21 protein-coding genes and 1 tRNA gene are annotated in these 20873 nt (G+C 69.8%); 15 read left to right on the top strand and 7 right to left on the bottom strand.

The genetic code is table 11. From position 1 onward, the window contains the following. The first annotated feature begins 1 nt into the window (after position 1). On the top strand, positions 2 to 1336 hold the full coding sequence (gene miaB / locus RBXJA2T_RS11530) for a tRNA (N6-isopentenyl adenosine(37)-C2)-methylthiotransferase MiaB (protein WP_009857550.1): 1335 nt from the start codon (positions 2 to 4) through the stop codon (positions 1334 to 1336). Positions 1337 to 1348: 12 nt separating this feature from the next. On the opposite strand, the gene RBXJA2T_RS11525 is transcribed toward miaB, so the two are convergent. Further along, positions 1349 to 1630 carry a hypothetical protein gene (locus RBXJA2T_RS11525; RefSeq protein WP_009857549.1) on the bottom strand — a complete coding sequence of 94 codons (282 nt, stop codon included), beginning with the start codon at positions 1628 to 1630 and terminating at the stop codon, positions 1349 to 1351. Positions 1631 to 1719: 89 nt separating this feature from the next. Here RBXJA2T_RS11525 and hemA point away from each other — a divergent pair, with 89 nt between their 5' ends. From hemA to RBXJA2T_RS11495, 6 genes are all read left to right on the top strand, one after another. Then, positions 1720 to 3015: a glutamyl-tRNA reductase gene (gene hemA, locus RBXJA2T_RS11520; protein WP_029718539.1), complete on the top strand. Its 1296-nt coding sequence runs from the start codon at positions 1720 to 1722 to the stop codon at positions 3013 to 3015. Between the two features lie 64 nt (positions 3016 to 3079). Continuing rightward, a complete protein-coding gene (gene prfA, locus RBXJA2T_RS11515) occupies positions 3080 to 4174 on the top strand; it encodes a peptide chain release factor 1 (RefSeq protein WP_029718540.1) in 1095 nt (364 codons plus the stop codon). Then, positions 4174 to 4983, top strand: a complete 810-nt coding sequence (gene prmC, locus RBXJA2T_RS11510) for a peptide chain release factor N(5)-glutamine methyltransferase (protein ID WP_009857546.1) — start codon at positions 4174 to 4176, stop codon at positions 4981 to 4983. Before prfA ends, prmC begins: the two co-directional genes overlap by 1 nt. A 118-nt stretch (positions 4984 to 5101) precedes the next feature. Beyond that, positions 5102 to 5659 carry a hypothetical protein gene (locus tag RBXJA2T_RS11505; RefSeq protein ID WP_230269363.1) on the top strand — a complete coding sequence of 186 codons (558 nt, stop codon included), beginning with the start codon at positions 5102 to 5104 and terminating at the stop codon, positions 5657 to 5659. Between the two features lie 91 nt (positions 5660 to 5750). Further along, the gene (grxD, locus tag RBXJA2T_RS11500) at positions 5751 to 6065 is read left to right on the top strand and encodes a Grx4 family monothiol glutaredoxin (protein ID WP_009857544.1); all 315 of its coding nucleotides are present in this window, start codon (positions 5751 to 5753) and stop codon (positions 6063 to 6065) included. Beyond that, positions 6065 to 6631 (top strand): UbiX family flavin prenyltransferase, encoded by a 567-nt coding sequence (locus RBXJA2T_RS11495; protein WP_009857543.1) that lies wholly within the window; start codon positions 6065 to 6067, stop codon positions 6629 to 6631. Before grxD ends, RBXJA2T_RS11495 begins: the two co-directional genes overlap by 1 nt. A 1-nt stretch (position 6632) precedes the next feature. Here RBXJA2T_RS11495 and RBXJA2T_RS11490 read toward each other — a convergent pair whose 3' ends face one another. Further along, entirely contained in the window at positions 6633 to 7235 is a 603-nt protein-coding gene (locus RBXJA2T_RS11490; protein WP_009857542.1) for a lytic transglycosylase domain-containing protein, read from the bottom strand. Further along, complete coding sequence (locus RBXJA2T_RS11485; protein WP_009857541.1) at positions 7232 to 8980, bottom strand: proline--tRNA ligase; 1749 nt, start codon at positions 8978 to 8980, stop codon at positions 7232 to 7234. Before RBXJA2T_RS11485 ends, RBXJA2T_RS11490 begins: the two co-directional genes overlap by 4 nt. A gap of 115 nt (positions 8981 to 9095) precedes the next feature. On the opposite strand from RBXJA2T_RS11485, the gene RBXJA2T_RS11480 reads away from it, so the two are divergent. Further along, positions 9096 to 9662: an RNA pyrophosphohydrolase gene (locus tag RBXJA2T_RS11480; protein WP_009857540.1), complete on the top strand. Its 567-nt coding sequence runs from the start codon at positions 9096 to 9098 to the stop codon at positions 9660 to 9662. A gap of 4 nt (positions 9663 to 9666) precedes the next feature. On the opposite strand, the gene proB is transcribed toward RBXJA2T_RS11480, so the two are convergent. The 4 genes from proB to rplU all read right to left on the bottom strand — a co-directional run bounded on the left by proB (position 9667) and on the right by rplU (position 12493). Further along, entirely contained in the window at positions 9667 to 10785 is a 1119-nt protein-coding gene (proB, locus tag RBXJA2T_RS11475; protein WP_009857539.1) for a glutamate 5-kinase, read from the bottom strand. Beyond that, entirely contained in the window at positions 10782 to 11843 is a 1062-nt protein-coding gene (gene cgtA / locus RBXJA2T_RS11470) for an Obg family GTPase CgtA (protein WP_009857538.1), read from the bottom strand. Before cgtA ends, proB begins: the two co-directional genes overlap by 4 nt. 66 nt (positions 11844 to 11909) lie before the next feature. Then, a complete protein-coding gene (gene rpmA, locus RBXJA2T_RS11465; protein WP_009857537.1) occupies positions 11910 to 12167 on the bottom strand; it encodes a 50S ribosomal protein L27 in 258 nt (85 codons plus the stop codon). A 14-nt stretch (positions 12168 to 12181) separates the two neighbouring features. Continuing rightward, the gene (gene rplU, locus RBXJA2T_RS11460; RefSeq protein ID WP_009857536.1) at positions 12182 to 12493 is read right to left on the bottom strand and encodes a 50S ribosomal protein L21; all 312 of its coding nucleotides are present in this window, start codon (positions 12491 to 12493) and stop codon (positions 12182 to 12184) included. 256 nt (positions 12494 to 12749) lie between these two features. Between rplU and RBXJA2T_RS11455 the strand changes: the two genes are divergently transcribed. The 7 genes from RBXJA2T_RS11455 to pilB all read left to right on the top strand — a co-directional run bounded on the left by RBXJA2T_RS11455 (position 12750) and on the right by pilB (position 20869). After that, positions 12750 to 13691, top strand: coding sequence for a polyprenyl synthetase family protein (locus RBXJA2T_RS11455; RefSeq protein WP_009857535.1), 942 nt, complete (start codon positions 12750 to 12752; stop codon positions 13689 to 13691). Positions 13692 to 13750: 59 nt separating this feature from the next. Beyond that, positions 13751 to 13827: transfer RNA gene (locus RBXJA2T_RS11450), tRNA-Pro, on the top strand. A gap of 736 nt (positions 13828 to 14563) precedes the next feature. Then, the gene (locus tag RBXJA2T_RS11445) at positions 14564 to 15115 is read left to right on the top strand and encodes a hypothetical protein (protein WP_009857534.1); all 552 of its coding nucleotides are present in this window, start codon (positions 14564 to 14566) and stop codon (positions 15113 to 15115) included. 65 nt (positions 15116 to 15180) lie between these two features. Continuing rightward, positions 15181 to 16728: a methyl-accepting chemotaxis protein gene (locus RBXJA2T_RS20945; RefSeq protein ID WP_009857533.1), complete on the top strand. Its 1548-nt coding sequence runs from the start codon at positions 15181 to 15183 to the stop codon at positions 16726 to 16728. Between the two features lie 85 nt (positions 16729 to 16813). Then, on the top strand, positions 16814 to 17824 hold the full coding sequence (locus tag RBXJA2T_RS11435; RefSeq protein ID WP_009857532.1) for a sulfotransferase family protein: 1011 nt from the start codon (positions 16814 to 16816) through the stop codon (positions 17822 to 17824). After that, positions 17824 to 19041 carry a chromate efflux transporter gene (gene chrA, locus RBXJA2T_RS11430; RefSeq protein WP_009857531.1) on the top strand — a complete coding sequence of 406 codons (1218 nt, stop codon included), beginning with the start codon at positions 17824 to 17826 and terminating at the stop codon, positions 19039 to 19041. The genes RBXJA2T_RS11435 and chrA overlap by 1 nt, the downstream gene beginning before the upstream one ends. 106 nt (positions 19042 to 19147) lie before the next feature. Continuing rightward, a complete protein-coding gene (gene pilB / locus RBXJA2T_RS11425) occupies positions 19148 to 20869 on the top strand; it encodes a type IV-A pilus assembly ATPase PilB (protein WP_009857530.1) in 1722 nt (573 codons plus the stop codon). Positions 20870 to 20873: the final 4 nt, after the last annotated feature.

The raw sequence follows: 20873 nt of genomic DNA, 5'->3' as shown, positions 1-20873 counted from the left end.
CATGAAAAAGGTCTACATCCGCACCTTCGGCTGCCAGATGAACGAGTACGACTCGGCCAAGATGGCCGACGTGCTCAACGCCGCCGGCGGCTACGAGCCCACCGACGACCCCGAGCAGGCCGACCTCGTGCTGTTCAACACCTGCTCGGTGCGCGAGAAGGCGCAGGAGAAGGTCTTCAGCGACCTCGGCCGCGTCAAGCACCTGAAGAAGAAAGGCGTGCTGATCGGCGTCGGCGGCTGCGTCGCCAGCCAGGAAGGCGCGGCGATCATCGAGCGCGCGCCCTACGTCGACATGGTCTTCGGCCCGCAGACGCTGCACCGGCTGCCGCAGATGATCGCCGCGCGCAGCAACGAGCGCCGGCCGCAGGTCGACATCAGCTTCCCGGAGATCGAGAAGTTCGACCACCTGCCGCCGCCGCGCATCGAAGGTGCCAGCGCCTTCGTCTCGATCATGGAAGGCTGCTCCAAGTACTGCACCTACTGCGTCGTGCCCTACACGCGCGGCGAGGAAGTGAGCCGGCCGTTCGAGGACGTGCTGACCGAAGTCGCCGACCTCGCCGACCGCGGCGTCAAGGAAGTGACGCTGCTGGGCCAGAACGTCAACGCCTACCGCGGCGCGATGGGAGAGTCCGGCGAGATCGCCGACCTGGCGCTGCTGCTGGAGTACGTGGCCGAGGTGCCGGGCATCGAGCGCATCCGCTTCACGACCAGCCACCCGAACGAGTTCACGCAGCGCCTGATCGAGGCCTACGGCCGCATCCCGAAGCTGGTCTCGCACCTGCACCTGCCGGTGCAGCACGGCAGCGACCGCATCCTCTCGGCGATGAAACGCGGCTACACCGCGCTCGAATACAAGAGCACGATCCGCAAGCTGCGCGAGCAGCGCCCCGGCATCAGCCTGTCGTCGGACTTCATCGTCGGCTTCCCCGGCGAGACCGAGGACGACTTCGCGAAGACGATGAAGCTGATCGACGACGTCGGCTACGACGCCAGCTTCAGCTTCGTCTACAGCCAGCGCCCGGGCACGCCGGCCGCGGCGCTGGACGACGACACGCCGCAGGAACTCAAGCTCGCGCGGCTGCAGACGCTGCAGGCGGCGATCGAGGCCAACGTGCGCCGCATCAGCGCCTCGCGTGTCGGCACGCGCCAGACCATCCTCGTCGAAGGCCCGTCGAAGAAGAACCCGCAGGAGCTGATGGGCCGCACCGAGTGCAACCGCATCGTCAACTTCGACGGCGGCCCGACCCCGTCGCGGCTGATCGGCCAGATGCTGGACGTGACGATCACCGAGGCGCTGCCGCACTCGCTGCGCGGCACGCCGGTGCTGGCGGACTGAGCGCGATGCGGCTCAGCGGCGCCCCGGGCCGAAACCGCGCCACCACAGCGTGGCGGCGCAGGCCAGCACCATCGCGCCGTAGGTCAGCATGCGCCCGTCGTGCCGCGTGAGCAGCAGGCCGGCCAAGAGCACGGCGAGGTTGGCGAGCGAGGCGTCGCGCGCCAGCCGGGCCCAGGACACTGTGTTCAGTTCGCGACGCCAGAGCAGTTTTGCCGCGCCGGCCGCCAACGAGGCGACGGCCAGCGCCGGCAGAACGAAGTTGAGCACGTGCCAGAAAGCGTCCAGGGGTCCCATCGGACTCGATTCTGCCCCGGACGCTCGCTTTGACCCTGCTCAAGCCTGACCCCTCGCTTCCTGTCGGCCGCCTCCTACAATCCTGCTCCGTGAGCGTCTTCACCCTCGGCCTCAATCACCACTCCGCCCCGCTGGATCTTCGCGGGCGGCTCGCATTCGCGCCGGAACAGATGCCGTCGGCGTTGCGTGCTCTGCGTGAACGCCTGCACATCGCGACGCCCGAAGCCGCGCTGGTGTCGACGTGCAACCGCACCGAGCTGTACGTCGCAGCCGATCCGAAGACCGTGCACGAGCTGGTGCGGCCGACGATGGACTGGCTGGCCGAACAAGGCGGCGTCAGCGGCGGCCACCTGCAGTCGCACACCTACGTGCGCGAGAACCGTGACGCCGCGCGCCACGCCTTCCGCGTCGCCTCCGGCCTGGACTCGATGGTGCTGGGCGAGCCCCAGATCCTCGGCCAGATGAAGCAGGCCGTGCGCCAGGCCGACGAAGCCGGCACGCTGGGCACGACGCTGCACCAGCTGTTCCAGCGCTCGTTCTCGGTCGCCAAGGAAGTGCGCACCGCCACCGAGATCGGCTCGCACTCGATCAGCATGGCCGCCGCAGCCGTGCGCCTGGCCTCGCAGATCTTCGAGGACCTGGCCGACATCCATGTGCTGTTCGTCGGCGCCGGCGAGATGATCGAGCTGGTGGCCACGCATTTCTCGGCGCGCACGCCGCGCAGCATGGCGATCGCCAACCGCACGCTGGAACGCGGCGAGCATCTGGCCAGCCGCTTCGGCGCCCAGGCGCTGCGCCTGGCCGACCTGCCGCAGCGCCTGCACGAGTTCGACGCCGTCATCTCCTGCACCGCCAGTTCGCTGCCGATCATCGGCCTGGGCGCGGTCGAGAGCGCGCTGAAGCAGCGCCGCCATCGCCCGATGTTCATGGTCGACCTGGCCGTGCCGCGCGACATCGAGCCCGAGGTCGCCAAGCTGCGCGATGTCTACATGTACACGGTCGACGACCTGTCGGCCGTCGTCCAGTCCGCAGGCGAGAAGCGCCAGGCCGCCGTCCAGCAGGCCGAGGCCATCATCGACGCCGGCGTGCAGAGCTTCGCGCACTGGCTGGACCAGCGCGCCGCGGTGCCGCTGATCCAGGCCCTGAACCGCCAGGCCGAGGACTGGACCGCCATCGAGATGCAGCGTGCGCGCCGCCTGCTGGCGCGCGGCGAGCCGATCGACAGCGTGCTCGAAGCGCTGTCGCGCGGCCTGACGCACAAGATGCTGCACGGCACGCTGGCCGAGTTGCACGCCGCCGACGGCAGCGAGCGTGAGCATCTCGCCGAGACCGTCTCGCGCCTGTTCCTGCGCCAGAGTTCGCGCGCCACCAGCGCCGAGCGCTAGAGCCCCCTCCCCGTCGCCCGGGCCCGCTGTCCGCGGGCCCGGGCGTTTTCACGTTGGAACGACGATGAACGATTCGCTTCGGCAACGGTTCGAGCGCCTGGGGATGCGTCTCGCCGAACTCGACGCCCTGCTGGCCGACCCGCAGGTCGCCGCCGACGTCAAGCGGCTGCGCACGCTGTCGCGCGAGCAGTCCGAGGTCGCCGACGTCGTCGGCCGCTGGCGGCGCTACCTGCAGCGCGAACAGGATCTGGCTGCGGCGCGCGAGATGCTCGTCGCCGAAAGCGACGCCGAGATGGCGGCGATGGCCGAGCAGGAAGTCGTCGACGCCGAAGCCGACCTCGCGCGCCTGGAGCACGAGCTGCAGCTGGCGCTGATCCCGCGCGACCCGGACGACGCACGCAACGCCTTCGTCGAGATCCGCGCCGGCACCGGCGGCGACGAGTCGGCGCTGTTCGCCGGCGACCTGGCGCGCATGTACCTGCGTTATTTCGAGCGCCAGGGCTGGCGTGTCGAGGTGATGAGCGCCAGCGAATCCGAGCTCGGCGGCTACAAGGAGCTGGTGCTGAAAGTCGACGGCACCGACGTCTTCGGCACCCTGCGTTTCGAGTCCGGCGGCCACCGCGTGCAGCGTGTGCCGGCCACCGAGGCCCAGGGCCGCATCCACACCAGCGCCTGCACGGTGGCCGTGATGCCCGAGCCCGACGAGGCCGAGGAGGTTCAGCTGAACCCGGCCGAGCTGCGCATCGACACCTTCCGCGCCAGCGGCGCCGGCGGCCAGCACGTCAACAAGACCGACAGCGCGATCCGCATCACCCACCTGCCCACCGGCATCGTCGCCGAGTGCCAGGACGACCGCTCGCAGCACCGCAACAAGGCCAAGGCGATGGCGGTGCTGGCCGCGCGCCTGCGCGAGAAGGACCGCGCCGAACGCGCCGCCAAGGAAGCCGCGACGCGCAAGAGCCTGGTCGGCAGCGGCGACCGCAGCGACCGCATCCGCACCTACAACTTCCCGCAAGGGCGGCTGACCGACCACCGCATCAACCTGACGCTGTACAAGCTCGGCCAGATCATGGACGGCGAGCTCGACGACGTCGTCGCGGCACTGAAGGCCGCCCGCGCGGCCGAGCAGCTCGCGCAGCTCGAGACCGGGGAGCGCTGATGCGCATCGCCGACGCGCTGGCCGCCGGACGTGAACTCGGCGTCGACCGGCTGGACACCCAGCTGCTGCTGGCGCACCGCCTCGGGCGCTCGCGCGCCTGGCTGCTGGCCCACGACGAAGACCTGCTGAGCGCAGCGACGGCAACCGCCTTCACCGCGGACCTCGCCCGACGTGCCGCCGGCGTGCCGTTCGCCTATCTCGTCGGCGAACGCGAGTTCCACGGCCTGACCTTGCGCGTCACGCCCGACGTGCTGGTGCCGCGGCCGGACACCGAGGTGCTGGTCGACTGGGCGCTGGAGCTGCTGCCGCCCGGCGCGCCGGCACGCGTGGCCGACCTGGGCACCGGCAGCGGCGCGATCGCGCTGGCGGTGAAAAACGCGCGTCCGCAGGCCAGCCTGACCGCCACCGACCGCAGCGCCGAGGCGCTGGCCGTCGCCGCCGACAACGCCGGCCGCCTCGGTCTGGAAATCGAGTTCGTGCATGGCGAATGGTGGTCGCCGCTGGCCGGCCGGCGCTTCGACCTCGTGCTGTCCAACCCGCCCTACATCGCCGGCGCCGACCCGCACCTGACGGCGCTTCAGCACGAGCCGCGTGGCGCGCTGACGCCGGAGGGCGACGGGCTGGACGCGCTGCGCGCGATCGTCAGCGCTGCGCAGGCGCATCTGGAGCCCGGCGGCTGGCTGCTGCTGGAACACGGTTACGACCAGGCCGACGCGGTGCAGGCGCTGCTCGCCGGAGCGGGTTTCACCCAGGTGTCGACACGCCGCGACCTCGGCGGCCAGCCGCGCTGCACCGGCGGACGTCGCTGAAACGCCGCACCGCGCGCGGCACACGGCGCGCATGTCACGATTCGTCGCGTGGATTCCTGCTGCGGCGGGCGCATCGGAGCATGATGAAGTCTTCTGCACGAGGAGTCCTGCCATGCGCATGCGATCCGCTCCCGTGACGGTCGCGGGCTTTGCCCTCGCCGGTTTCGCCGTGGCCGCCGACGGCCTGAACCCACCCGACAGCGACCAGGTGTGGCCCCGCTGGCAGGCCCGTGCGCAACTCGGCGCGACGACGCTGGCCCCGGTGACGCTCGCCGGAGGCATGCGCGAGGCGGGCTCGCTGCTCGGCGACTACTACTTCGACACGCCCGGCCTGCGCATCCGGTCCTGGACCGGCGGGCTGCGCGCCACGGGCGGCGTGGCCTTCAGCGGCCGCGGGCTGCCGCTCGGGCCGCCGTCGACGCCTCGGCTCGGGTTGGCGGCTCCGCCGCCGGGGCTGGCCGACGATACCGAGACGATGCCCTACCTCGGGCTCGGCTACAGCGCCGGCCCGCGCGACGGCGCCTGGGCCTTCAGTGCCGACATCGGGCTTGTCGCCGACCGGCCCGGCAGCCTGCGCCCCGGGCGTGTGCTGCTCGGCGAGCAGGCGCTGGACGGCGCGCTGCGCGAGATGCAGCTCGCGCCGGTGCTCCAGCTGGGGCTGCGCTACTCGTTCTGAGTCGCGTGCGGGCTTCGCGGGGCCGGCCCGAGGCCGGCGCCGTGATCGCTTATCCTTGCCGCCTTTCCAAGACAGACGGCGGCAGACAGCCATGAGCGACGTTCAACAACGCATCGACGAACTGGTCAAGGGCAACCGCGTGATGCTCTTCATGAAGGGCACGGCCCAGTTCCCGATGTGCGGCTTCTCGGGCCGCGCGGTGCAGGTGCTGAAGGCCTGCGGCGTGGAAGAGTTCAAGACCTTCAACGTCCTCGAGGACGAGGAAGTGCGCCAGGGCATCAAGGACTATGCCCAGTGGCCGACGATCCCGCAGCTCTACGTCGACGGCGAGTTCGTCGGCGGCTCGGACATCATGATGGAGATGTACCAGTCGGGCGAGCTGCAGCAGCTGCTGGCCAAGGCCTGATGCCGCACCAGCGGCTCGTCGTCGGCATCACCGGCGCCAGCGGCGCCGTCTACGGCGTGCGGCTGCTGGAGCGCGCGCGGGCGCTGGGCGTCGAGACCCACCTGGTGGCGACGCCGGCCGGCGTGCTCAACGCCCACCACGAGCTGGGCCTGTCGCGCGGCGACCTCGAGGCGCTGGCCGACCACTCGTACGCGCCCGGCGACGTCGGCGCCTGTGTCGCCAGCGGCAGCTTCGGCACCTCGGCGATGGTCGTCGCGCCGTGCTCGATGAAGACGCTGGCCGCGGTCGCCCACGGCCTGGCCGACAACCTGCTGACACGTGCCGCCGACGTCGCGCTGAAGGAGCGCCGGCGCCTCGTGCTGATGGTGCGCGAGACGCCGCTGAACCTGGCGCACCTGCGCAACATGACGGCCGCCACCGAGATGGGCGCGATCGTCTTCCCGCCGCTGCCGGCCTTCTACCACCGGCCACAGACGGTGGCCGAGATCGTCGACGACGGCGTCGAGCGCGTGCTCTCGCTGCTGCAGCTCGACGGCGCGACACCGCGCGAGTGGCGCGGCCTGTAGATCAGGCCTTGATGTCCCAGGCGCGGCGCGCGCCGAACACCATGTTCGGGTACTCGGCCCGGCCACGGCTGCCGTTGTAGCGGCCCAGCGCCATGAACAGGTCGCCACGCTCGACGTCGAGGTAGTGGCGCAGGATGACGCAACCGAAACGCAGGTTGGTCTGCATGTGGAACAGCCGGCTGGCGTCGCCGTCGCCGATCAGGCGCGCCCAGAACGGCATCACCTGCATGTAGCCGCGTGCGCCGGCGCGGCTGATCGCGTACTTGCGGAAGCCGCTCTCGACCTGGACCAGGCCGAGCACCAGCGAGGTCTCCAGCCCGGCGCGCCGGCTCTCGTACCAGACGGTCTCGAGGAACTCGACACGCGTGCGGTTCTCGCTCTTGCGGCGCTTCAACTTCTCGCTCGCCGCGCTCAGCCAGCGCAGGTAGGCGAGTCGGTCCTCGACGCGGGCGAAACTCGGCTTGGGCGGGGCACCGTCGGCCACGGCCGCGGCCAGCGCGCTGCGCACCGAGTCGGCCAGCGGCTCCTCGACCTGCGCGCCGGCCCGCGCCGCGCCGCAGGCCGCCGCCAGCGGCAGGGCCAGCAGCGCGCGGCGGCCGATCATGCCTTCAGGCGGCCCTTCACGAAGGCGACGGCCTCGGCCAGCGGCACCGTGTGGGCCGCCGTCTCGCGCCGGCCCTGGACCTCGACCGTGCCGGCCTTCAGGCCGCGGTCGGAGACGACGACGCGGTGCGGCACGCCGATCAGCTCCCAGTCGGCGAACATCGCGCCGGGGCGCTCGCCACGGTCGTCGAGCACGACGTCGATGCCCAGCGCCGCGAGCTCGTCGTGCAGCTGGTCGGCAGCGGCCTTCACGTCGGCACTGCGGTCGTAGCCGATCGGGCAGACGGCCACCGTGAACGGCGCGATCGCGTCCGGCCAGATGATCCCGCGCTCGTCGTGGTTCTGCTCGATCGCCGCGCCCAGGATGCGCGTCACGCCGATGCCGTAGCAGCCCATCTCGAAGGGCTGCGGCTTGCCGTTCTCGTCGAGATAGGTCGCGCCCATCGGCTCGCTGTACTTCTTCGTGCCGAGGTAGAAGACGTGGCCGACCTCGATGCCGCGCTGGATCGCGAGCACACCCTGGCCGTCCGGCGACGGATCGCCGGCCACGACGTTGCGGATGTCGGCGACGAGGTCCGGCTCGGGCAGGTCGCGGCCCCAGTTGACGCCAGCGATGTGGAAGTCGGGCTCGTTGGCGCCGCAGACGAAGTCGCTCATGTTCGCGACGGTTCGGTCGGCAACCACCTTGACCGGCTTCTTCAGCCCGATCGGGCCGAGGTAACCCGGCTTGCAGCCGAAGTGGTCCTCGATCTCGGCGACGGTGGCAAAGCGGAAGCCGGCCTTCAGGCCCGGCAGCTTGCCGGCCTTGATCTCGTTGAGCGCGTGGTCGCCACGGACGAGCAGCAGCCAGACCGTCGTCTTGACGATGTCGCCGGCCTCGTCCTTCTCGTCGGTGGCCAGCACCAGCGACTTGACGGTGTTCTGCAGCGCAATGCCGAACAGCGCCGCGACGTCCTCGCAGGTGCTCTTGCCCGGTGTCGGCGTCTTGGCCATCGTTTGCGTCGGCGCCGCGCGTTCGGCGATCAGCGAAACCGCCTCGGCGAGCTCGATGTTGGCGGCGTAGTCGCTGGTCGGGCAGTAGACGATCGCGTCCTCGCCGGTGTCGGCGATGACCTGGAACTCGTGCGAGGCGTCGCCGCCGATCGCGCCGGTGTCGGCCGCCACCGCGCGGTAGGTCAGGCCGAAGCGGTCGAAGATCGCGCAGTAGGCGCGGTACATCGTGTCGTAGCTCTTCAGCGCCGAAGCCTTGTCGCGGTCGAAGGAGTAGGCGTCCTTCATCGTGAACTCGCGGCCGCGCATGACGCCGAAGCGCGGACGGCGCTCGTCGCGGAACTTGGTCTGCACGTGATAGAAGGTGCGTGGCAGCTGCTTGTAGCTGCGCAGCTCCTGGCGCGCGATGTCGGTGATGACCTCTTCGCTCGTCGGCTGGATGACGAAGTCGCGGTCGTGGCGGTCCTTCACGCGCAGCAGCTCGGGGCCGTAGGCCTGGAAGCGGCCGGTCTCCATCCAGAGCTCGGCCGGCTGCACCACCGGCATCAGCAGCTCGACGGCGCCGGCGCGGTTCATCTCCTCGCGGATGATGGCCTCGACCTTGCGGATGACCCGCAAGCCCATCGGCATGTAGTTGTAGATGCCGGCGCCGAGGCGCTTGATCATGCCCGCGCGCATCATCAGCTTGTGGCTGACGATTTCCGCGTCGGCGGGAGCTTCCTTGAGGGTGGAGATGAAGGTCTGGGAGGCTTTCATGGGCGCGGCCCGGACCGTGCGGTTCGGCTGCCGCCCGCGTGCGGGAAACCGAGAGCCTTTGTGCCGCACCTGCCCGGTGCAATAATGATCTGAGTCACAGATTCGGGGTCCGATTATGCTCGACCGGGAGGGCTTCCGGCCCAACGTCGGCATCGTGCTGCTGAATGCGAAAAACCAGGTTTTCTGGGGCAAGCGCTTGCGCACCCACTCCTGGCAGTTTCCGCAGGGCGGCATCAAGCACGGGGAGTCGCCCGAGCAGGCGATGTTCCGTGAGTTGCATGAAGAGGTGGGCCTCAAGCCCGAGCACGTGCAGATCATGGGTCGCACGCGCGACTGGCTGCGCTACGAGGTGCCCGAGCACTACATCCGCCGCGACGCGCGCGGCCACTACCGCGGCCAGAAGCAGATCTGGTTCCTGCTGCGCCTGGTCGGGCGCGACAGCGACATGAACCTGCGCGCCACCGACCATCCGGAGTTCGACGCCTGGCGCTGGAACGACTACTGGGTGCCGCTGGACGTCGTCATCGAGTTCAAGCGCGGCGTCTACGAGATGGCGTTGACCGAGCTCGCGCGCTACCTGCCGCGCCAGAACACGCACAACCGCTACCTGCGCGCCGGGCTGCGCACGCACCGCGACGACGAGGCGCCGCGCGCGGCGCCGGAGCCGGCCGCCCCGCGCTGAACGATCAGACCAGGACCAGGTTGGTCCGGTGGATCATCTCGGGCTCGTTGGCGTAGCCCAGCAGAGACTCGATCTGCGACGACGCATGGCGCGCGATGAGCCGCGCCTCGGCTGACGAGTAGTTGGCCAGACCGCGCGCGATCACCTCGCCGGCCGGCGCCAGCACCGCGATGACGTCGCCACGCGCGAACTCGCCCTGGACCTCGACGACGCCGATCGGCAGCAGGCTCTTGCCGTCCTCGCGCAGCTTCAGCGCCGCGCCGGCGTCGACGACGACCGCACCGCGCAGCTGCAGGTGGTCGATCATCCACTGCTTGCGCGCCGCGAACTTCGGCGTGCCGGCGACCAGCGCGCTGCCGATCGCCTCGCCGCGCGCCAGGCGCAGCAGCACCTCGGGCTCGCGGCCCCAGGCGATGACGGTGGAGGCGCCACTGCCGGCAGCGCGTTTGGCTGCCAGCACCTTGGTGATCATGCCGCCGCGGCCGATGCTCGAACCGGCGCCGCCGGCCATCTGCTCCAGCGCCGGGTCGCCGGCAGTGGCGACGTCGATGAAACGCGCCTCGGGGTCCTTGCGCGGGTCGGCCGAGTACAGGCCGCGCTGGTCGGTCAGGATGACCAGCGCGTCGGCTTCGATCAGGTTGGCGACCAGCGCACCCAGCGTGTCGTTGTCGCCGAACTTGATCTCGTCGGTGACGACCGTGTCGTTCTCGTTGATCACCGGCACGACGCCCAGCGCGAGCAGCGTCAGCAGCGTCGAACGTGCGTTGAGGTAGCGCTCGCGGTCGGCCAGGTCGGCATGCGTCAGCAGCACCTGGGCGCTGCGCAGGCCCTGCTCGGACAGCCGCGTCTCGTACATCTGAGCCAGGCCCATCTGGCCGACGGCGGCGGCGGCCTGAAGCTCGTTGAGCTCCTTGGGACGCGTCGTCCAGCCCAGGCGCTTCATGCCCTCGGCGATCGCGCCGCTGGACACCATCACGACCTCGCGGCCGTCGCGCGCCAGGGCGGCGAGCTGCCGCGACCAGTTGCCGATCGCCTCGGCGTCGACGCCCCGACCCTCGTTGGTGACGAGGCTGGAGCCGACCTTGACGACGATGCGGCGGGCGGTCGCGAGAACGGTGCTCATTCGGCAGGCGGGTTGTCGAAGCGCGGGTCGGGCAGCGGGGCTTCCTGCTGGTAGCTGGCGACGTGTTTCCAGATGCCCTCGACCAGCGGCTCCAGCCCCTCGCGCGCCAGCGCCGAGATCACGTAGACCGGCCCCTTGTAGCGCAGCCGCTTGACGAAGTCCTTGACGCGCGCCTCGCGTTCCTCGGCCGGCAGCATGTCGACCTTGTTCAGCACCAGCCAGCGCGGCTTGGCGTGCAGCTCGGGGTCGTACTTCTTCAGCTCGGCGACGATGGCCTTGGCCTGCTGCACCGGGTCGACGCCTTCGTCGAACGGCGCGATGTCGACGATGTGCAGCAAGAGCCGCGTGCGCTGCAGGTGGCGCAGGAAGCGGTGGCCGAGGCCCGCGCCTTCGCTGGCGCCTTCGATCAGACCGGGGATGTCGGCGACGACGAAGCTGCGCTCCGGGCCGACACGCACGACACCCAGGTTCGGGTGCAGCGTCGTGAACGGGTAGTCGGCGATCTTCGGCCGGGCGTTGGAGATCGCCGAGATCAGCGTGCTCTTGCCGGCGTTGGGCATGCCCAGCAGGCCGACGTCGGCCAGCACGCGCAGCTCGAGCTTGACCTTGCGCGCCTCGCCGGGCCAGCCGGGCGTCTTCTGCCGGGGGGCGCGGTTGGTGCTGGTCTTGAAGTGCAGGTTGCCGAAGCCGCCGTCACCGCCCTTGGCGAGCAGCACGCGCTGGTCGTGCTCGAGCAGCTCGCACAGCACCTCGCCGCTGTCCAGGTCGGTGACGATGGTGCCGACCGGCATGCGCAGCACGATGTCCTCGCCGGCGGCACCGAACTGGTCCGCGCCGCGGCCGGACTCGCCGTTGCGCGCCTCGTGGCGGCGCGCGTAGCGGTAGTCGATCAGCGTGTTGATGTTGCGGTCGGCGTGCGCCCAGACGCTGCCGCCGCGCCCGCCGTCGCCGCCGTTGGGGCCGCCGAACGGGATGAACTTCTCGCGCCGGAAGCTGACGCAGCCGGCGCCGCCGTTGCCCGCGGCGATGTCGATGGTGGCTTCGTCTACGAACTTCATGGTGCGCGATTCTAAAAAGACAAAGCCCCGGCGGGCCGGGGCTTCGGGTTCACGGTGACGTCGGCCTCAGACCGGCGTGACGTTGACCGTGTGACGGTTCTTCTCGCCCTTGACGGCAAACGAGACGTTGCCATCGACGAGCGCGAACAGCGTGTGGTCGCGGCCCATGCCGACGTTGACGCCGGCGTGGAAGCGCGTGCCGCGCTGGCGAACGATGATCGAGCCGGCCGAGATGACCTGGCCGCCGAACACCTTCACGCCGAGCATCTTCGGCTTGGAGTCGCGACCGTTGCGGGTTGAGCCGCCGCCCTTTTTCTGTGCCATGGTTTACTGCTCCTTCAGACGTTCACGGAGCCGATTTCCAGCTCGGTGTAGTTCTGGCGGTGGCCGCCGTGCTTCTGGTAGTGCTTGCGGCGACGCATCTTGAAGATGCGCACCTTGTCGTGCCGGCCGTGCGCCACGACCGTGGCCTTCACGCTTGCACCCGCGACCCAGGGAGCCCCGATCTGCAGGTCAGCGCCGTTGCCGACGGCCAGCACCTGCTCGATCACGATTTCCTGGCCCACGTCCGCAGCAATCTGTTCTACCTTGATCTTTTCGCCAGCAGCAACCTTGTATTGCTTGCCACCGGTTTTTATGACCGCGTACATGTGTGCCTTCCTTCTGTTGAACCTTCGTGTGCTTGACGCCCTGTGACAGACCACAAACAGCACGAAGCCTTTCAGTATAGCATGGCCGGCCCCGTCGATCGGCACCCGCCCGTGCAGGACGACACGGCGCCCGCCGCCCCGACGGTGTCCGCCCTCCGACGGACAGCGAACAGGGCGCCTTCCTATAATCCGGCCGAATCAACCGGCGCGTTCCGTGCTCCAGACCACCGATTCCCTCTCTCACGTCGACGACCCGATGGACGCCGCCATGCGCCAGGTCGACGCCGTCCTGCGCGCCCGGCTGTCGTCGAAGGTGGCGCTGATCGACCAGATCGCCAGCTACATCATCAGCGCCGGCGGCAAGCGCATGCGTCCCCGCCTGCTGCTGCTGTTCTCGGAGGCCCTGGGCTTTCGCGGGCCGGAGCGCTACGAGCTGGCTGCCGTCGTCGAGCTGATCCACACCTCGACGCTGCTGCACGACGACGTCGTCGACGAGTCCTCGCTGCGCCGCGGCCGCGCAACCGCGAACTCGATGTTCGGCAACGCTGCGGCGGTGCTGGTCGGCGACTTCCTGTACTCGCGCTCGTTCCAGATGATGGTCTCGGTCAAGAGCATGCGCGTGCTCGAGGTGCTGGCCGAGGCGACCAACGTCATCGCCGAGGGCGAGGTCCTGCAGCTGATGAACATGCACGACGCCGACCTCGCGGTCGACGAGTATCTGCGTGTCATCCGCTTCAAGACCGCCAAGCTGTTCGAGGCCAGCGCCCGCCTGGGCGCGGTGCTGGCCGGCGCCTCGGCGGAAGTCGAGGAAGCCTGCGCCGACTACGGCCGCTCGCTGGGCACCGCGTTCCAGCTGGTCGACGACCTGCTGGACTACGAAGGCAACGCCAGCGAGCTCGGCAAGAACGTCGGCGACGACCTTCGCGAAGGCAAGCCGACGTTGCCGCTGCTGATCGCGATGGAACGCGGCACGGCCGAGGAGCGCGAGCTGATCCGCCACGCGATCGAGCACGGCGAGCTCGAACGCCTGCAGCAGATCATCGACATCGTGCGTCGCACGGGTGCGCTGGAGGCCACGCGAGAGGCCGCCCAGGCCCAGGCCGACATCGCCCGCGCAACGCTCGAGCTGCTGCCTGTTTCCAAAGCCCGCGAAGCTCTGCTAGAATTCTGTTTTCGCGCTGTTCACCGGTCTTCGTGACTTGAGCAGCCGAGACGAGAGGCCCAACGCAAGACAAGCTCTTGCAGCCGGTGCCGAATCGGGGTGTAGCTTAGCCTGGTAGAGCGCTACGTTCGGGACGTAGAGGCCGGAGGTTCGAATCCTCTCACCCCGACCAGACTTCTTTCTTCTTCGTCTCCGGGCGACACGGTCGCCCAAAGCGCAGCAGACGCGCTGACACGAAGAACCCCATCATCGATGCCCCAGCGCCTCACGGCGGCTGGGGCATTGTTCTTTCCGGCGTCCGCGACCACGGACCGCACGGATCACAGCGTCGCGGCACCCGGCTCGTCGCCCACGCGCCAGCGCAATTGCCCCCTCTTTCGCGCCGCCCGACCGCCGCTGCGCCAGGCAGCACGCCGGCACGGCCCCGGCCGCCGTAAGCGCCGCATCGACCCATGCCGAAGGCATTCGCTCATCATCTGAATTGATGATGCGATGATGACCGAACTCCATGGCGAACAACCATCGAATTCATCACGAATTCACGACTCGCGAGTTGAACGCCTCCATAGGGAACAAGACAGCGAATGGACGGCAATTTGTCACGCCGTCTTGCTGCACCGACGGCGACCTCCATGGCCTCTGCCATCTCCGGCGTGAACCTGTTCTCACCTTGAAGAAGGCCGCTCGCCCTCGACACGCCCCTGACATTCAACGTTCAACGACGTTCCCAACAGAGCTCCGATGACATCGCCGTAGGGCGTCCGCCCATCACACCAGATGATCTGAAACAAGAACCTAATGAACCGGCATATCGACATGCGGAAACTACTTAATTCGCGCGGACGTCTGCCGATGACGTGAACTCAATGCCTGCCCGAACCGGGCCCGCCGTCCACAGGAGCTCTGCCATGCATCGTTTTCGTCCCGCACGCCGTCTCGTGATCACCGCCGCCCTGCTGGCCTGCGGCACCGGCTTCGTCGCCGCCGCCGAACTGCCCGCCGACGTGCAGGCCAAGGTCGAGCGCGCCAAGAAGCGCCTCGTGGAGATGGCGGCGGACCCGGTGGTGATCGCCACCGTGCGCGAGGCCAACACCCGCGACGCCTCGGGCATGAACAACGGCAAGTGGGTCGACCTGCCCGACAGCGACCCGCTCGTCAAGGCGATGCTGGGCGGCAAGGCCAGCCAGCTGATCGTCAAGTGGGAACAGGCCGACCCGACGATCAACAAGATCCTGCTGCGCGACCAGAAGGGCAACATCGTCGCCGGCAGCACCAAGCCGCTGATCTACAACAACGCGACCCGCCCGGTGTTCGCCAACGCGCTGAAGGGCCAGCCCTGGGCGGCCGACGAGATCAAGCCGGACACGACGACGCAGATCCCCAGCGTGCACGTCTCCGCCCCGGTGCTCGACGGCGGCAAGCCGATCGGCGTCATCCACGCCGGCCTGACGGCCAAGTGAAGGCAGGGCCGGCCGCCCAGGCCGGCCCGCCTCGGCACCGCACTTCACCCCAGGGAGTCGTTTCGATGTTCAAGAACATGAAGGTCGGTGTCCGGCTCGCGCTCGGATTCGCCACCGTGCTGGCGCTGATGGCGCTGATCAGCACGATCTCGCTGACCCGGCTGTCGGCGATCAAGGCCGACCTGGCCGCCGTCACCGGCGAGGCGCCCGAACGCCTGGCCGGCAACCTCCGCGACCTGGCGCGTTTCCAGGGCATGGCGATCCGCGACGTCGTGCTGCAGGACGACATGGCCTTCAAGAAGAAGGAGATCGACCTGATGCGCAAGGCGCGCGAGGACTACGACCGCACCGCCAAGGCGCTGGACGAGCTGCTCGCCGACGAGCCCCAGATCAAGGCCGCGTTCGACAAGGCCCAGCGGGCCATGGCCGCGACACGCGCCCCGGCCGAGAAGGCGGTCGAGCGCTCGATGTCCGACGATCTCGCCGGCGCCGCCGAAGTCGTGCGCGCCGAACTCCGCCCGGCCCAGCTCGCCCACATCGGCGCGCTCGGCGAGGTGGTCGAGGCGATCAAGGAATCCTCGCGCCAGCGCAATCTGGCCGCCGACGAGGCCTACCAGCGCGCCGTGGCGCTGATCGTCGGCCTTGCGGCGACGGCGCTGGTGTTCGGCGCCGTGGTCGCCTGGCGCATCCAGCGCAGCATCACCCGCCCGCTCGAGCGTGCCGTCGAGGTGGCCCAGGCCGTGGCCGCCGGCGACCTGACGCGCCGCGTCGAGGTCGACGCGAACGACGAGGTCGGCCGCGTGCTGCATGCGCTGGAGACGGTCAACGCCAATCTCAGCCGGACGATGAACCAGGTGCGCGAGGCCGCCGAGACGCTGCAGACCGCGTCCGCCGAGATCGCCACCGGCACGGCCGACCTCAGCAGCCGCACCGAGCAGCAGGCCTCCAGCCTGCAGCAGACGGCGGCGTCGATGGAGCAGCTGAACTCGACGGTGCGCAACAACACCGACACCGCGCGCGCCGCGGCCCAGATGGCCGGTTCGGCCAGCGCCGCGGCCACGCGCGGCGGCGAGGTCGTGACCGAGGTCGTCAGCACGATGCAGGAGATCACCGCGAGCTCGCGCAAGATCGCCGACATCATCGGCGTCATCGACGGCATCGCGTTCCAGACCAACATCCTGGCGCTCAATGCCGCGGTCGAGGCCGCCCGCGCCGGCGAGCAGGGCCGCGGCTTCGCGGTCGTCGCCGGCGAGGTGCGCTCGCTGGCCCAGCGCAGCGCCGAGGCGGCACGCGAGATCAAGGGCCTGATCGGCGCCAGCGTCGAGCGCGTCGAGGTCGGCGCCCGCCTCGTCGGCGAGGCCGGCACGACGATGACCGACATCGTCACCCAGGTGCAGCGCGTGTCGCAACTGATCCAGGAGATCAGCCAGGCCACCGTCGAGCAGACGGGCGGCATCGGCCAGGTCAACGACGCGGTGACGCAGCTCGACCAGGTCACGCAACAGAACGCCGCACTGGTCGAGCAGACGACCGCGGCCACCGAGAGCCTGAAACAACAGGCCCAGACGCTGGTCGACGCGGTGCGCGTCTTCCGCGTCGCCACGACTGCCTGACACCAGGGGGCGGTCTTTCCGTCGGGCGCGGCCGCGGCGCGGGCCGCGCCCGCCCGACTTTGCGCCGTCATCGGAGAGCCCCCTCGTGAAGATCTTCATGGTCGGAACCCAGCGTTCCGGATCCAACCTGCTGCGCCTGATGCTCAACCAGGCGCCCAGCCTCGCGGCACCGCATCCGCCGCACGTGCTCGAACGTTTCGCGCCGCTGCTGTCGCTGTACGGCAACCTCCAGGGCGACGCCGCGTTCGCGACCCTGGTCGACGACGTCGCCCGTCTCGTCGAAGCCAATCCGGTGCCCTGGCCGGTGACGCTGGAGCGTGCCGACCTGCATCGCCGCTGCCGCGAACGCAGCCTGGTCGCCGTCTTCGGCGCCGTGATGGACCGCATGGCCGAGGCCGCCGGCAAGCCCGACTGGGTGTGCAAGTCGCTGGCCAACGTGCACTTCCTGCCCGAGATCGAACGCTACTTCGGCGACGACGCGCGCTACCTCTACCTGTACCGCGACGGGCGCGACGTCTGCCTGTCGTTCATGAAGGCCGTCGTCGGCGAGAAGACCGCCTTCCACGTCGCGCGCCAGTGGCATGCCGAACAGCAGCTGGCGCTGGCCTGCGGCCGGCGCGTGCCGGCCGACCGCTTCCTGGCGCTGTCCTACGAGTCGCTGACCACCGCGCCGGAGCCGTCGCTGCGCCGCCTGTGCGCCTGGCTGGGCATCGAGTTCCACGCCTCGATGCTCGACTACCACGGCTCCGAGGAGGCCGACCGCACGGCCTCGTCGGGCCGGATGTGGGAGAACGTGCGCAAGCCGGTGATGGCCGGCAACAGCCGCAAATGGCTGGCCGAGATGAGCACCGACGACATCGTCGACTTCGAGTCGGTGGCCGGCGCCTCGCTCGCCGAGCTCGGCTACGAGCTGCACTTCGTCGGCCAGGACCGCGAGGCCCGGCGCTACGATGAAGCGGCGCTGGCCGCGCTGGACGCCGAGAACCGCCGGCGCAAGGCGCAGGCCCGCGAGACGCTGCCGCCGGCCGACGCCGCGGCACGCAAGCCGCAGGAGGACCTGCTGGCCGAGATCCGCAGCCGCGCCGTGACCGCCTGATGCCCGCCACCCGCCCAGCCTCCGTCCCGGCCGCGCCGCCGGGATACAGCGCGCTGCGCCTGTTCGCCGACTGCGCCGTGCTCGGCCTCACCGCCTGGGGCGGCTTCATGGCGCTGCTCGCCCAGGCGCAGCAGCGTTTCGTGAACCGCCGCGGCTGGATCGCAGAGAAGGACTTCCTCGACCTGATCGCGCTGGTCGCGATGCTGCCCGGGCCGCAGGCCGTCAACGCGCTGGCGGTGATGGGCCACCGGCTCGGCGGCTGGACGGGCTTCGCCGCGGCGCTGGCCGGCATCGTGCTGCCGAGCTTCGTGATCCTGGTCGCGCTGTGGGCCGGCTACGCGGCGCTGGCCGGGCATCCGGCGCTGCTGCAGGCGGTGATCGTCGGCGTGCTGCCGCCGCTGGCGATGATCCTCGCGCAGACCGCCTGGAACCAGTCGAAGAAGGCGACGCCGGCGCCACGCGACAAGGCGCTGGCGGTGGCCGCCGCGGTGGCGCTGCTGGCGCTGCCGTTCTGGTCGGCGTCGATCCTGGTGCTGGCCGCCGGCGGGCTGATCAGCCGCCTGTTCTGGCCGGCCCCCAAGGCCGCACCCGCACCCAGCAGCCCGCCGATGGCGCCGTCGCGCATCCTGCTGTGCCTGGCGCCGGCGGCGCTGGCGCTGTTCCAGCTGATGCCGGCGCTGCTGCCGCAGGACACGGTGGCACGGCTGGCGCTGGCCTTCGGCGGCATCGCGACGACGCTGTTCGGCGGCGCGCTGGTGATGGTGCCGCTGCTCGAAGGCCTGATCGTCGATCGCCTGGGCTGGCTGGACCACGCCGGCTTCACCGCCGGGCTGGCCGCCAGCCAGCTGACGCCGGGGCCCATCGTCGGCATCGCGACCTTCACCGGCATGGAGATCGCCGGCCTGGCCGGCGCGCTGGCGGCGACGATCGGCGTCTACACGCCGACGGCCATCATCGCCGTCGGCGTCGACGGCGCGGCCGACCGGCTGCGCGGCCTGCGCGGCTTCCAGCACACGATGATCGGCGTGCGCTGCGCCGTCGTCGGGCTGATCGCCGGCGCCGCCGCGACGCTGTGGTGGAAGCTGCCGCTGGCCGCCCAGCCGCTGGGCTGCGCGGCACTGACGCTGGCCGCGGCGCTGCTGGTGCTGCGCTGGCGCCAGCCGCCTTACGTTTCGATACCGGTCGGGGTGCTGCTGGCCGCGTTGTTCATGGGCTGAGCGGAAGCGGTCACGGACGGTCGCGCGCGGCCGTCCTTCGGCGTTTACACGGGGGGGCGGTATCGGCGATGATCGTCCGGTTATGCCCCGCACGCACTGACTGCACATGCCGCCAGACACCACCGTCGAGCCCCAGCAGACCGCCTTGTCCGGTGTCGCCCGGGTGCTGGTGCATGCCGGCAAGCTCAACGCGCGCACCGCGGAAGACCTGGCGCGCAGCGCGCGCGAGCGCAAGACCGGCTTCGTCTCGGCGGTCGTCGCCGCGGGCGCGCTCAAGCCCGACGAGCTGGCGCATGCGCTGTCGGGCGCGCTGGCTCTGCCGCTGCTGGACCTGAACGCCGTCGACACGCAGAAGCTGCCGCGCAACCTGCTCGACGCCAAGACCACCGCGCAGTACCAGGTCATCGTGCTCGGCAAACGCGGCAACCGGCTGTTCATCGGCGCCGCCGACCCCACCGACCAGGAAGCGGTCGAGCGCATCAAGTTCGCGACCCAGCTGACCCCGGAGTGGGTCATCGTCGAGTACGACAAGCTGATGCGCCAGCTCGAAGCCCAGGGCCAGAGCGCCACCGAGGTGCTCGAGTCGCTGGCCGGCGAGGACTTCGACTTCGACGTCAGCGACGACACGACGGCCAGCCCCGAGGCCGAGATCTCCACCGAGGTCGAGGACGCGCCGGTCGTGCGCTTCCTGCAGAAGATGCTGATCGACGCGATCAACGCGCGCGCCTCCGACCTGCACTTCGAGCCCTACGAGTACAACTACCGGGTGCGTTTCCGCATCGACGGCGAGCTGCGCGAGATCACCCAGCCGCCGATCGCCATCAAGGACAAGCTCGCCTCGCGCATCAAGGTCATCTCGCGCATGGACATCGCCGAGAAGCGGGTCCCGCAGGACGGCCGGATGAAGCTGAAGTTCGGCAGCAAGGCGATCGACTTCCGCGTCAGCACGCTGCCCACGCTGTTCGGCGAGAAGGTCGTGATCCGGATCCTCGACCCGTCGTCGGCGCGCCTGGGCATCGAGGCCCTGGGCTACGAGAAGGTCGAGAAGGACCGCCTGCTCGCCGCGATCCAGCGGCCCTACGGGATGATCCTGGTCACCGGGCCGACCGGCAGCGGCAAGACGGTGTCGCTCTACACCTGCCTGAACATCCTCAACCAGCCGGGCGTGAACATCGCCACCGTCGAGGACCCGGCCGAGATCAACCTGCCGGGCATCAACCAGGTCAACGTCAACGACAAGGCGGGCCTGACCTTCTCCGCGGCGCTGAAGGCCTTCCTGCGCCAGGACCCGGACATCATCATGGTCGGCGAAATCCGCGACCTGGAAACCGCCGACATCGCGATCAAGGCGGCGCAGACCGGCCACCTGGTGATGAGCACGCTGCACACCAACGACGCGCCGACGACGCTGACGCGGCTGCTGAACATGGGCGTGGCGCCGTTCAACATCGCCGCCAGCGTGCTGCTGATCACCGCGCAACGCCTGGCTCGGCGTTTGTGTGAAGTCTGCAAGAAACCGGCGGACTATCCGCGCGAGGCGCTGCTCAAGGCGGGGTATACCGACGCCGATCTGGACGGAAGCTGGAAGCCGTATCGTGCGGTCGGCTGCTCCGCCTGCAACAACGGCTACAAGGGCCGCGTCGGCATCTATCAGGTGATGCCGATCACCGAGGCCATCCAGCGTGTCATCCTGTCCGAGGGCACGGCGCTGGACATCGCCGAGCAGGCGCAGCGCGAGGGCGTGCGCGACCTGCGACAGTCCGGTCTCGTGAAGGTGCGCCTGGGCGTCACCTCGCTCGAAGAAGTCATCACCGTCACCAACGAATAACTCC

The organism is Rubrivivax benzoatilyticus JA2 = ATCC BAA-35, from assembly GCF_000190375.1.
In the GTDB taxonomy this organism is placed as follows: Bacteria; Pseudomonadota; Gammaproteobacteria; order Burkholderiales; family Burkholderiaceae_C; genus Rubrivivax; species Rubrivivax benzoatilyticus.
This window is presented reverse-complemented; position numbering and strand designations above follow the sequence as displayed.